This is a genomic window from Hathewaya massiliensis (genome assembly GCF_902143515.1).
Lineage (GTDB): Bacteria > Bacillota > Clostridia > Clostridiales > Clostridiaceae > Hathewaya > Hathewaya massiliensis.
In genome coordinates, this window is record NZ_CABFVD010000007.1 from 150,831 (window position 1) to 163,594 (window position 12,764).

The 12,764-nt window shown below is 31.8% G+C and carries 16 protein-coding genes; 1 reads left to right on the top strand and 15 read right to left on the bottom strand.

Annotation, left to right across the window (positions count from 1 at the left end):
* Positions 1-79 precede the first annotated feature (79 nt).
* The 8 genes from FNZ64_RS12830 to FNZ64_RS12865 all read right to left on the bottom strand — a co-directional run bounded on the left by FNZ64_RS12830 (position 80) and on the right by FNZ64_RS12865 (position 7,806).
* Positions 80-427 (bottom strand): hypothetical protein, encoded by a 348-nt coding sequence (locus FNZ64_RS12830; RefSeq protein WP_142415401.1) that lies wholly within the window; start codon positions 425-427, stop codon positions 80-82.
* Positions 428-460: 33 nt separating this feature from the next.
* Complete coding sequence (locus tag FNZ64_RS12835; RefSeq protein ID WP_243129277.1) at positions 461-1,978, bottom strand: XkdQ/YqbQ family protein; 1,518 nt, start codon at positions 1,976-1,978, stop codon at positions 461-463.
* Positions 1,965-2,399 (bottom strand): hypothetical protein, encoded by a 435-nt coding sequence (locus FNZ64_RS15160; RefSeq protein ID WP_142415490.1) that lies wholly within the window; start codon positions 2,397-2,399, stop codon positions 1,965-1,967. Before FNZ64_RS15160 ends, FNZ64_RS12835 begins: the two co-directional genes overlap by 14 nt.
* Before the next feature lie 16 nt (positions 2,400-2,415).
* Positions 2,416-4,875 carry a phage tail tape measure protein gene (locus FNZ64_RS12845; RefSeq protein WP_142415402.1) on the bottom strand — a complete coding sequence of 820 codons (2,460 nt, stop codon included), beginning with the start codon at positions 4,873-4,875 and terminating at the stop codon, positions 2,416-2,418.
* Positions 4,876-5,022: 147 nt separating this feature from the next.
* Positions 5,023-6,129, bottom strand: a complete 1,107-nt coding sequence (locus FNZ64_RS12850; RefSeq protein ID WP_142415403.1) for a hypothetical protein — start codon at positions 6,127-6,129, stop codon at positions 5,023-5,025.
* A 170-nt stretch (positions 6,130-6,299) separates the two neighbouring features.
* Positions 6,300-6,536, bottom strand: coding sequence for a hypothetical protein (locus FNZ64_RS12855; protein WP_142415404.1), 237 nt, complete (start codon positions 6,534-6,536; stop codon positions 6,300-6,302).
* Positions 6,517-6,927, bottom strand: a complete 411-nt coding sequence (locus tag FNZ64_RS12860; RefSeq protein ID WP_142415405.1) for an esterase — start codon at positions 6,925-6,927, stop codon at positions 6,517-6,519. The genes FNZ64_RS12855 and FNZ64_RS12860 overlap by 20 nt, the downstream gene beginning before the upstream one ends.
* Positions 6,928-6,942: 15 nt before the next feature.
* The gene (locus tag FNZ64_RS12865) at positions 6,943-7,806 is read right to left on the bottom strand and encodes an Ig-like domain-containing protein (RefSeq protein WP_142415406.1); all 864 of its coding nucleotides are present in this window, start codon (positions 7,804-7,806) and stop codon (positions 6,943-6,945) included.
* Positions 7,807-8,212: 406 nt separating this feature from the next.
* Here FNZ64_RS12865 and FNZ64_RS12870 point away from each other — a divergent pair, with 406 nt between their 5' ends.
* Positions 8,213-9,508 (top strand): IS110 family RNA-guided transposase, encoded by a 1,296-nt coding sequence (locus tag FNZ64_RS12870; RefSeq protein ID WP_142415407.1) that lies wholly within the window; start codon positions 8,213-8,215, stop codon positions 9,506-9,508.
* 95 nt (positions 9,509-9,603) lie between these two features.
* On the opposite strand, the gene FNZ64_RS12875 is transcribed toward FNZ64_RS12870, so the two are convergent.
* From FNZ64_RS12875 to FNZ64_RS12905, 7 genes are read right to left on the bottom strand one after another with little or no spacing between them, the layout of a single operon-like run.
* Positions 9,604-10,020 carry a hypothetical protein gene (locus FNZ64_RS12875; protein ID WP_142415408.1) on the bottom strand — a complete coding sequence of 139 codons (417 nt, stop codon included), beginning with the start codon at positions 10,018-10,020 and terminating at the stop codon, positions 9,604-9,606.
* A gap of 4 nt (positions 10,021-10,024) precedes the next feature.
* Positions 10,025-10,369: a hypothetical protein gene (locus FNZ64_RS12880; protein WP_142415409.1), complete on the bottom strand. Its 345-nt coding sequence runs from the start codon at positions 10,367-10,369 to the stop codon at positions 10,025-10,027.
* A 4-nt stretch (positions 10,370-10,373) separates the two neighbouring features.
* Entirely contained in the window at positions 10,374-10,739 is a 366-nt protein-coding gene (locus FNZ64_RS12885; protein ID WP_142415410.1) for a hypothetical protein, read from the bottom strand.
* Positions 10,739-11,044: a hypothetical protein gene (locus FNZ64_RS12890; protein WP_142415411.1), complete on the bottom strand. Its 306-nt coding sequence runs from the start codon at positions 11,042-11,044 to the stop codon at positions 10,739-10,741. Before FNZ64_RS12890 ends, FNZ64_RS12885 begins: the two co-directional genes overlap by 1 nt.
* Before the next feature lie 2 nt (positions 11,045-11,046).
* Complete coding sequence (locus FNZ64_RS12895; RefSeq protein WP_185903783.1) at positions 11,047-11,307, bottom strand: DUF7210 family protein; 261 nt, start codon at positions 11,305-11,307, stop codon at positions 11,047-11,049.
* A gap of 47 nt (positions 11,308-11,354) precedes the next feature.
* Positions 11,355-12,392, bottom strand: coding sequence for a major capsid protein (locus FNZ64_RS12900; RefSeq protein WP_243129278.1), 1,038 nt, complete (start codon positions 12,390-12,392; stop codon positions 11,355-11,357).
* Between the two features lie 22 nt (positions 12,393-12,414).
* The gene (locus tag FNZ64_RS12905; protein ID WP_142415412.1) at positions 12,415-12,756 is read right to left on the bottom strand and encodes a hypothetical protein; all 342 of its coding nucleotides are present in this window, start codon (positions 12,754-12,756) and stop codon (positions 12,415-12,417) included.
* Between the last annotated feature and the right edge of the window lie 8 nt (positions 12,757-12,764).

A 12,764-nucleotide genomic window follows, 5' to 3' on the forward strand; every position in this document is an offset into this window, starting at 1 on the left:
ACACCATTTTCAAGATAACTTTTAATTAAGTCTGAAAGTTCATCAAAGTTAATTACATATGAAGCTACACCTATTTAAATCACCCCTCTTCTACAACTTGTATATTACTAACTTTATTATTAGAATCCTTAAACAACTGCAATATTTCATATGCACCATTAGGGAAATTAGTTCTAATTCTAAAAACTTTATTATTGGAATCTCGGATAAGCTCCTGTGACCATTCTAATTCGGTACCTTCCGCATATATAATTCTACCAACTTTATTGGTTGTTTCATCTCTAACTAATCTACATGGATATTCAGGAAGTTCCCCTGTATATTCACCATCTGTACTTATCTGATTTTTGAAATTTCTTTTTCTTAGCTCCTGGTCTAACACATATTTAACTGGTTCTCTAAAATTTTTAAAACCCATGTGCGACATATACTATCACCTAAATTCCTATAATTTATACCTTTAACTATCTATTTGGACCTTCTTCCATTCTAAATTAACACTTATATTAGCTTCATAATCCTCAGTAGTATCACTTTGCAAGTATATATACCATCTTCCTTGCATTGGTTTTATAATTTTAAAATATTCTGGTTGACCACTCCAACCACTGTAACTAATACTTTCACAACTATTTAGTCCAGTATTAGTTAGTGGACTTTCTGCGCTGGTAAATATTTGTTGCTTGTATCCATAGTAACTTTTATTTGGGTCTTGTAGCACTAAGTCATAGTGTTTAGTCTCCAATAGGTTGCTAAAGAAAGCTGTGACTTCTAAATGTGGTTGCTTTTCTATATCGATAAATCCTAATTTAATCCTTCCTGATTTATCTATTCTAAATTTTTCTTTTACATTTGCTGAAGCTAATATAAATGTCTGCTCATTAGATTTACTTTTACCACTTACACTTCCACTGCCTATTTTAGTTGGAATATTATATATTGTAGTTTTATCTCTCATACCTTGTAGTTGTAAGCTATCTGTGTATCCATCTGCAGTAATTTCTGTGTCTACTCCAACAATAAGATAATAACCACTATAAGTTCCTTTAGATCTAACTCTTGCAATTTTCCCTATGTCCATTTCAGAAGTACCAGCCACTGGCACTATACTTATACCTGTGCTTTTTCTCCACATATCTAAATATTTATGTCCAGCAACCGCTTTTCTTAAGGCTTCTGTAGTCGCTAAAGGGTTTTCTATTGTATCTACCCATCTTTCGCCATTTAAATATTTAGTCATACTTGTATCTTCAAATAATGTATATTTATCATTGCATACTATCTTTAATATATTTCTCATAAGACTAGCATCTCTACCAGCTTTATCGTCTGCTATATTATATTCAGTATTTAAATCAAAGTCATATTTGTTATTTTCATGGTTAACCTCATCATAAGCTGGGTATTGATCTTCTAATAATATTGTCCCATCTTTAGTTGCTCTTATTTTTGCGTGCATGGTTTCTACAATAGCTTCTATTATGTCATGGAACATTGTCCCTATATCAACTTCTAATTTAGGCACAACATAATCATTCCCACCAGTTCTAACTATATTTAATCCTGCTTCCTGGGCTACTGTCGTAATTATTTCTACCGCTGTTTTATTGTAAAACTTCAATTCTTTATCAGTAGAGTTTAACATTCTATAATACATATCGTGACATGTTAATTCCATTGTTTTTTGGTCTGTATCGTATGTGTACTTTTTTATTACCCCTGTAAATTGTATTTTTTTATTTACATATACTTTAATTTGTGCAAAGTTATCAATGATTCCCTTGTCACCACCGCCGAATAGTGGAGTATCAAGGTTTTCATATTGAGCTACCACTATGGCTTCTCCTGTGGGTGTGCCTTCGCTTCTACTTAGTCTTATGTTTAGCAAGCTCTCTTCTAATATTAACTTATCTGAATCCTCCTCTTTAAATCCCCTATACCCATTCTTCTTATATATCTCAACCTTACACCTTGGCATTATCACTCACCCACCCTGAAACATCATGATTGCATAAAAGTTCAATTGAAATATAATATATATCTCCTTCTATAGGAGTATCTAACTCATATTTATTCTGAATATAACCTTTATACTTGATCCCAAATTCATCTATTAGAGTAAACCTCTCTTTGTAAGAGTTTCTGAACTTTAAAAACTTTTCTATATTACTTTTAGTTTCTTGACCGCTTTCTCCTTTAATTTGAAATACAATAGTAAAATCTATTACACAATCACTTGTTGAGTTGTTTTGAAAATATGTATATCCATGTATTGCTTTTGTACCTTTTCTAAAATGTGTAGGTCTAGGTGGCTTATAGTTAGTAATTTCACCACCAGCGTTACTTCCATCTTCATATAATAGATCTATTTTGAAATCTTTTATTCTATCTAAATCTATTTAAGCCACCTCCCTATTAATCTCTAAGAACATCATTCATAAATAATTCAGTCATAACATTTTTCATGCTATTTTCAGTCATATTCTTTAGTTCTGATGTTAATTGTTTTGTTCCCTTTTCTCCTGTATCAGATACAGTTACATGCATTGTTATTTTAGGTTCAAATTTAAACTGCTTATTAGAAGAATTAGCATTAGTTATATTAGAAATCCCATGGTTACTACCATAAGCTCCACTTAAAGCTAAATTATTAAGTCCTTGAAATTCTGGTCTTACTTTGCCCAAGCCTTTTATCTTATTTGCCAAACCTTTAAATTTAGAACTTATTACACCTTCTTGCTTATCTACTCCCTGTACAAGACCTTCTCCAATATTAACACCGTATCCATCAAATACCTTTGAAGGAGAATTTATTCCCAATAGCTTTTTAAATCCTCCAGTTATTTTGCCAGCTATTTTGCCTATGATTTCCCCTACTTTCTCAACCATAGACCATAAACCTTTAACGAGGCCACCTATTATATCTACTCCAAAATTGAAAAAAGTTTTGGGCAATCCCACAAAAGCAAATTTTAAAAACTTTACTGCACCCTTAACAGGTATTTCTATGGCTTTTTTAATTCCGCCCCAAATTTTACCCGCAACTTCTTTTATAGTATCCCAATGTTTTATAACCTCATATACAATAAAACCTATTCCGGCTATCAGCCCAACAATAAGCAATACATGAGGTGATAGTAGTGCAGGTAACTTAGTAAATATTTTAACAATACCTAAAATCCCTTTTCCTATACCGCCAAAAACAGTTCCTATACCTTTCCCTAAACCTTTTACAATGGTTAAAGTGCCTTTAATACCTAGACTGGCTGCTTTACCTAGTCCTTTAAATGCTTTTCCAAGTCCTCCTATTGCTTTTGCACTTCCTCCAGCTATTCCGGATATAATCTTAGGAACACTTTTTAATTTACCTAATGTACCAAATATAGTGCCACCTAATTTTATTACATTTCCGCTTAAAGTCATGATTGGTCCAGCTATTGCTGCCATACCTATAAAACTAACAATAGTTTTCTTAACTGGTCCTGGTAACTTCTCTATAGTTTCCAATACCTTAGAAAAAGCATCTAAGAATCTTACTACATGTGGCAAGAGATGTCCCCCTATAGTGATACCGAGGTTTTGCAATTGAACTTTGGCTTTATTAAATTTTTCCTCAGGAGTATCCATCATTTTGTCAAAAGCTTCTTTGGTTGCAGTTGTGTTTTCTTTCATTTCTTTCATACTCTTGTTATACAGTTCAGCTCCACTATTAGATGTCATAGACATTACAGTGTTTAATCCCTCTACCGAACCAAACATTGTAGAAAATGCTGTAAGAGTTCCTTTTGAAGTACCTTCTAAGATTTTTAATTCTTTCTCTTTTTCTTTTAACTGCTTTTTCATTTCCTTTACATTGCCAGCACCATCTTTTTCAGCTTTAGATTGCTTTTGGAGTGTTTTAATATGTTCTTGTATGGATTTAACTTCTACATCTATAGCTTTTTTACGTTCTTTATCCTTACTAGTTAAGTTTTTCTTTTCATCACGTAGCTTAGATATTTTTTCTCTTTCTTTTTCAATCTCTTCTTTATATTTTTTACTACCGTTTCCAGCGCTCTCTACTGCTTTTCTTAATTTATTAACTTCTTCTAATTTTTTAGCATATGCTGGAGCTGATGATTCAAGTTTGGATTTAACATCTTCTAAGAATCCCATCCAGCCTTTAGTCTTTACTGCATTTGCATCAAATTGTAATCCTAGAGCCTCTGCTGCTTTTTTAGCCTGTTCAGATGGTTTTACTATGTTAGACATAGCAGCTTTAAGTCCTGTTATGGATTGTGCTGGTTTAATACCTTGAGCGGTGGTTACTGCTATACTAGAGAATAATTCTTCTGTTTTAACACCTAGTGCACTTGCTATAGGAATTACGTTACCTAAACTAGCTCCCATTTCATCAACTGTAACTTTTCCCAAATTTTGGGCAACAATTAACTGATTACTTATTTCCGTTGCATCTTTAGCACTTTTACCATATGCATTTATAGTAGAAGTAAGTACATCTGTAGCAACTGTAACGTTTGTGAATCCAGCTTTAGCTAGTTTTGCTGAATCTTTAGTAAAGTTTACTGCATCCGCTTTATCTATCCCAGAAGAAATTGAATCATAAGTTGCTTGAGCGAAATCTTTTGCAGCCATACCCATTTCAGAAGATGTTGCTAAAATTTCTTTTCTCATTTCTGCTAATTCTTGCTTACTAGCCCCTGCTATAGTATTAATTTTTGCCATAGATGTCTCAAAATCGCTTGCAAGCTTTACACATGCTGCACCTGCTCCGGCTACAGGTAAAGTTACAGACTTCGTAAGCGTACCGCCAATACTTGTTACTGCTCCACCTAAAGATTTTAGCCTTCCACCTGCTTCACCTGTACCCCTCACAAAGTTCTTCAGTTCGGCTCCTGCCGCTTTTAGCCCATTGTTAAAAGGACTTTTATCTAACGTTAAATATGCTTTCAGGCTATAGCAGTACCAACGTTAACTGCCATATTATTCATCACCTGCCTTTCAAATATAAAAAATAAACACTCATATCAGAGTGTTTAAGATTTTTTCAATATTATCAAATTCCCAATAGGGGATTCTTATTAATTTTATATTATGTTTTTTGCAGTATTCATTCTTTATTTTTTCTGTTTTTTTAATTTGAAGTAATTTTGATTTTCCTTCATTCCATCTACCTTTTTTATAATGCAATTCACCATCATATTCTATTAAATATTTTAAGTTATTTTTATTATCAAAAATAGCAAAATCAAATGGTAGTGGTCTTATGTTTTTGCACTTATCTATTTTATATTCGCTAATATAATTTATATTGTTTTTATCTAAGCAAACTGAAATCCTTTTTTCTCCTTTGCTTTCATTACATTTAGGACATCTTCTTCCACGTAAAAAATCACTTGGGGTTGTTTTATATTCATTACCACATTTATTATGTCTTACTGTTATAAGTGTATTGTTATTTATATAATTTTCTAAAAATATATATTCATTACCTTCTAAAGCATAAACTTCTTTCCCGAATTGTTTTTGAGTCTTTTTTATATTGCCAGCACATTTTGGGCAATTGTGACCTTGTAATAAATTGTTAGGGGTTGCATACCACTCATAGCCACATGTATTATGTTTTACCAATGTAGGCGTTTGACTGTTAATATATTCATCTAAAACAGTATATTCTTTACCATGTTTTTCTTTTATTTTTTGCTTAAATTGCTCTGTATTCTTCTTAGAATTACCAAAGCATTTAGGACATCTTGTACCAGCTTTAAAAGAATATGGTGCTACATACCATTCATGACCACATTCGTCATGTTTCATTAATATTTTATTTCTAGATTTTGTATATTCCCCTAATACTGAATATTCGTTTTCCACCAAAGTATAAACTTCTTTTTTAAATTCTTCTGTTGTATAATTTAACTTTTTAGCTCTTTTTTTATTACTACATTGATTACATTGTCTTTTATTTTGTTGTTTAAAATCATTAAAAGTTGTTTCAAACTCATTGCCACACCTGCATCTGAACTTCATTTTAGTTGAATTGTTAGTATATTCAGTAGAGAGCAACTCACATTCTGAATTTTTCTTTACAAATTTTTCAACTTCTCCAATAGTTAGTTTTTTACCCATAACAAAAAACCCTCCCTAGGCTTCTTTTATTTTCCCTGAATATTTATTTTTAATAATGATAGAAGGTAGTTGGGAAAACTACCTTGTTATATTGGCTCGCGACTTCCAATACTATCTATCATTATTATTATACTCTATATAAATTATAAATTCTACATTTACACTCTATCCTATAAAGGTTTAGAGTGCTTCATCATCCATTCAATTGTATTTGAATTTTGAGATTTATCTTTGTGACTTTCTTTTGATTCTTCAATCCACCTTGGTTCTTTAGCATCTTCTTTGCTTATTTCATTTATGATATAAATACATGTTTCATCAAAGCAAAATGCTTCATAGTCATTTGTTAACCCCATGATTTCAGAAGGTCTTTGCTTATATTGAGTACTAATCGCCAGTATTGACATTATCCTCTGGCTCTGTATCACTGGGAATTAGAGATTTTATTCCTTCCTGCGTATAATTGAACAGAGCAACTATTTGTTCATCTGTAAGTTCTAATCCAACGGTTTCTAAATCCTTCATACTTGGTTCTACAAGTGCATTTTCTGCCATTATGAGCATTACGTGAGTTAACTCTTTTATATCTACCCCTTTGCTAGATTGTTTGCCATAAAAAAGTTCTTCTGCAGCACTTAAAAGCTGATTAGGAATTACATTCTTTCTTATTAAATTTAAAAGGGACACCCTTTTAACTCGTGCATTAAAAGGTATCCCTTGTGTAAATTCAGGAAGGCTTATAACTTCACCTTCCGCCATTTTCTTTAATTCTTCTATATTAGTTACTTTTAAATCCATTATGCTATCCCTCCATTATATAGTTGTAAATTCAACACTTATTGGTGTAGTTTTACCACTTGCATCAAGTAAATTTACTGCCTTAGCTTCTGCAGTATAAGTTGTTCCTTTTTCTACACCTGTTGGTACGAATGTTACTACTTTTTTAGTATCATCTATGGTTACGCTACCTTTAACTGTAGAACCATCAGATTTCTTTTTTACTATAAAATTAGTTGCAGTAACATCATCTTGATTTATTTGTTTTGCAAAAGTCCATTTTACATTGGTTGTTACTTTTACTGTTACATCAGAATTAGTTTCAGTTACTTCTCCACCTGGCACATTAAATTCATTTGTATTTGGCTGTGTAGAGCTTTCATTAGGTAGATTATCTACAAACTCAATATAAACTGGCTTTTCACCTTTTTTAGGCCTGCTCTTACTATCAAACTCCGGAATGTAGAACTTTCCATCTTCAAACTTAAACTCTACAGGTTTACCTTTATTATGCTTAAATGTAAATTTTACATATCTTAAAGTTTCGCTATCATAGTCTTTTTCTTCACTATATAAATTTAAGGTGAATGGTTTTCTTTCTGTTGCCTTTCCCACTTCTGGACCTTCATACCCTGTACTTGTCACTGTGCCACCATCTACTAATGCCATTAGTTTTTGTGGGAATGTGTTATTTGTTAATTTGATTTCATATCCAATACAAATATCCTCGGTACGGTTCATTGCTATAATTCTATTTTTATTCCTTAAAATATCTTCCTTACCTTGAGATAAATCTGGTTTAGCATTTGCCTTATCTGCAGTATCAAAATAATGTTTTTCACCAGTACTTTCATCTATTACTTCTGCTAATACTATGTTAGCTATAGGTAATCCATCCATGTTTTTTACCTCCTTGTATAATGTAGTCATAACATTCAATAGAAAACTATCTATTATTCTAATGAACATTAAGACAAATCTTTTTATTATTGTTCTAATTATTTCTGCCCGATAGAGCGTTTATTTCATACCTAAATTAAGTTTTCTATTAAATCTAAATTGAAACCTATACAGTTAAATATTTTGATATAATATCTCCTGAATAGAAGATAGATGGTTTCCTCCTGGGAAGTGACTCTATCGAGTCATTAATACCCGTAAAAAAGCGTATCATTCCATCAGTGAGAACTCTATGTTTAGCTGGTTGGGTTTCCAATTTGGAACTACCCGTGTCACAGACAAGGTTATAGAATTACTGATAGAAATGGAATATCTATTCTATCTCAAAATAAAGGAGATAATAAATATGAGTAAATTTTTTTATAGACCAACAGTTGGAATTGATATATCAGCAGACTTTTCGGTAGTTGCTATACTAGCACCTGACGGTGAAGTTTATAGAAAGTCTTTTAAGATTATGCATAATAGAAATGGTTTTGATTACCTAGTAGATCAAATAAAAAAAGCGGAAGAAGAGTTTAACATGAAAACGGCAATTTTCATGGAATCTACTGGTGTATACCATCTTACTCTTTTCCACTTTCTTAAAGATACATTTGAAGTATGTATCCTTAATCCACTCATTACTAATTGTAACAAGAATGGTGACATAAGAAAAGTGAAAAATGATAAAAAAGATGCATTAACCATTGCTACTATAGGTAAATTTCAAAATGTTAAATATTCTTCTAATTTTGATGTTGAAATTTACACTTTAAAGTCTCTTTGTAGAGATTACTATAAATTTACTGATAGCAAATCTACGTTTAAAAAGAAGCTTTCTACTGATTTAAGAGTTATTTTTCCTAGTTATAGCTCTGTCTTTTCAGACATTACTGGTAAAACATCAATAGCTATATTAAAAAAATATTCTAGTCCTGAAGCAGTTTTAAGTGCTGATAGAGATGAACTTATTAACCTCATTTCAACAACTTCTAGAAAAGGACTAGCACATAGTGAAAAAACTTATAAAAAGCTATATGATGCTGCTGAAGAAGCTGCTTACATTGGTCTTAAATCACCAAGTCTAGTTGTAAAAATAATTAATACTATCGCAGTAATAGAAGCACTAGAAATCCAAATTGGAAATCTATTAACTGAAATTCATCTATTAATGCGTAGCAATAGGATCTCTGATGAATTTAAGAAAAATGTGCGATTACTTTACTCAATACCAGGTGTTGGAGAACTAACTGCCATCACAATAATGAGTGAAATTGGCAATATAAAAGGCTTTGTTAAACCTAAGCACTTAGTTGCTTATTTTGGCTTAGATTCTTCTGTTAGCCAATCTGGTAAGTTTAACAGTGACAGAAATGCCATGTCTAAACGAGGTACCAGAATAGGCCGTAGGGCCTTATACGCTGTCGCGTTAGCATCCATACGTAAGAACAGAAATGGTGAACCTATAAATAGAGTTCTCCTAAATTTCTATAATGAGAATATGAAAGATAAAAAGAAAAAAGTAGGCTTAGTTGCAATAATGCATAAGTTAATTAACTACATATTCTCTATTCTTAAAAATCAAAAAGAGTATGAACTACGTGACCCCAAAATACATTCAAAAATGTACCTAAACAACAACTCAAAACAAGCAGCCTAACGGCTAAAATAATTAGGAATCATTTTCCATTGTTCGTGTTTTTCAATGGATTTTTTGTGATGCCTATTTTTATAAATAAAAATTTTCATAAAAACTTATTGACTTTTACTAGCTGGTCTTAATGTTTTTAATGCTTGATATTCAATAGATGATGTATAAGCTTGTACTTCATCATCTATAATACTAGGTGTTTCATTCCCAGTAGCTCTTAACTCTTTAATTTCTTTTAAATCTTTTTTAACGCTCTCTATGTATCCTTCCATAGAAGAATATTTATTTAAAGGGTGATAGATGATTATATCAATCATTTTATACCCTAATTGATTTCCACCTTCTTGACCATAAATGCCATTCTCTTTTATTACTATATATGAATCTGTGCATTTATCTCTTTTTTGTCCTGGAGAATACACATCATACCCTTTTCCTTGTAAGTATAAGTTTATTTTTTGCCATAAGGTATTAGAGCTTTGATTAATAGGAGATATACTTTTATACTTGAATGTAGGCATTTGATCACTTCCCTAACAGGTTACTCAAACCACGAAATATCTCTGGGGCTAATTTATTTCTAGTTGGAACTAATATTGCATATTTTTTATCATGTGCTAGTTCCAAATACGGGAAGTAGTCAGTATTACCAGCTACGTAAACATGGCAACTATCGCCTTCCCACTGTTTACCACCTTCTATGGTTTTACGTGCTATGCCTGTACGGTCTATCCACTTTGCATTTTTCTTTGCGTGGGCCTCCATCTTTTTACCTGATGTATCTGCATAAACCCCCATTGCTGCTTTAGCCTTTAAATCAAACTCACTTAAACCTTTTAAAATATCCTCTATGTTTACTTCAAAGCTCAAGCTATCACATCCTATCTAAATACATATTTAGAACTATATTTTCTACATTACCTGGATCTACTACTAAAAACCTTTCGTTGTTTAATGAAAAATAATCATCTTTTTCAATCTTAGAGCTAATATCATCATATGCGACTAATAGCCTGTCTTTATATAAATTATTCAATGTAGCGCCCTCTCCAGTGTTTATAACTACATCATTTTCTTTTCTGTAGTAATACCCCTTTATTGTGCAAACATATAATTCTCCTGTTTTCTCTTTGAAGTTATTTTTCTCTTCCCTAAACACCTTAATTTCTTTTAATAGTCCTTTTTTCTCTAATTGCTTATAAAGTTTCTTACTTATTTTTGATCTATTTATTCCAGCCATTAGCACCCATCAACTCTCTTCATTGAAGTTTTATACCCTGTTGTGACTCCTGTTAAACTCTCTTCATATGCTTTCTTATACTCTTTAGCTAGTTCTAGCCAATATTCTCTATTTGAACTTAATTTTACTCCTGCAACCTCTAACTTATCATCTGCAGCTGCTTTCAACAAACACCCTCTGTAACTGGCTTTATTAATGTTATAATCATTAGATTGAAGTAATAATTCTAGCTCTTTATCTTCAAAATAGGGATATTCTTTTTCTTGGAGATTAAATTTTAATGTTTCTAAAGCCGCGCTATCCATAATTACTTCTCTTCTTTGGTTTTATCTTCTTTAACTTCATTTCCTTTAATTTCTTCTTTAACCTCTTCCATTGCTATTTCTCCTAGCAGCTCCACATATCCCTTTTCAGACATACTTTCAGCATCTTCTTTTCTTAATTTAAGTTCTTCATCTATTGCATAGCTTTCTTTGTCATATTTTAAATAAACATTAGCTTTTGCCCTTATTAAAACTTCTTCTTCTACAATTTCTCCCTTTAAAATCTCTTCTTTTTTCTTAGCCATATACTTATTCCTCCTTTAAATTTAAAAGAGAAGGTTTTAAGCCTTCTCTATTTTACAGTACCTATGAAAATTTCCTCTATTCTTTCAAAGCTTGGTAATGTTATTTGAGACACCTTAGTTATTACTGTTACTGGGTCAATCTTTTTAGCTGTAGTAATAGCAACTCCTGTTCTTACTATAGATACTTGAGCGGCATTGCCTGACATTAAGTCAGCTTCTTCTGGGGTTGTACCATAGTATGTATCTCCTAACTTTCCTTCCGGAATTAATGTAAACACATCATTAGGGAAATATAATTGAGTAGATCCATCTTCTGCGATAAAGTTACCACTAACAATTTCTACAACTAAATCCAACTTATCATTTAAATATTTTTTTAGAACCTTATCTGTTATTATAGTGCTTTCAGTTTTATCAATGTCTTTTCTTATGCTCTTATTGTTTTTTAAGTAATTGAAGGTTTTCTTTGTGCATATTGCCCTTGTTGGCTTTATACCAGTGTCCTCTTCAACTTTATCTTGCCATCTTATAATATCCTCCACTGGAGTAGAATTTACAGTGTCAGTCCAAACTGCAGTACCAGAAAGAACCTCTTTATGGCTTGCTGGAAGTCCGTAATCAAATTTGATGTCTCTATCCTCTGTAGATACTAATATTGCTCCTTGGTACAATAGTTGCATTCTCATTCTTTCAGCTTGTATATCAGCACCATCTACAAGTCCTTTTATGTCACCATATATATTATCTAGTATCATATCTCTCCATTGAGTGTTCTTGCCTGTCATTGCAAGGAATAAGTTTTGTCTATCTTTTTCTTTTATCGCTATAGCTTCTTTAAAGAATGGCATTTCTTTTGTTTCTTCTTTTACAGAAGCTTTTAAACTTCTAAGTTTTACAGATACATCAAATTGGCTTGGTCTTAATGCTACTGGCTTATTTTTAGCTCCTTTGATTAAGGTTATATCTATACCCACTTGTTTCTTTCTTGGGAATAGCATTTCCCCAATTAAATTAGTTTTAGGAGTGCCACTCACATATTGACTAACACTCTCTGCATTTATAACTTCCATTACATCTATTGGCATATTATCACTCTTCCTCTCTTTTTTATAGTATTGTTATTTGTTTCATTGCAGTTAAAGCTTCTGTACTTGGTTGTGTAGGTAGCTTTTTACCATTTATAAATCCATGTACAGTTACTGGAACTGTTTCATTTTCACCTACATGAGTTAGATCCATGTCAATGTATACAATCCCATAGGCTGTGCCATCATTTACAACTTTACCCTCCTTGCTTAAGATTGTTCCTGCTTTTAATATCTTCTTACCTGAAGAATCAGCAGTTACATTCTCACTTTTTACTTTCATAGGTACATTAATAAAATGGTCTGGTATGCTGAGAATGTTCTCATTAGCTCCAAAAATTTCTCTTGAATATTGCTTACTCATTACAAATC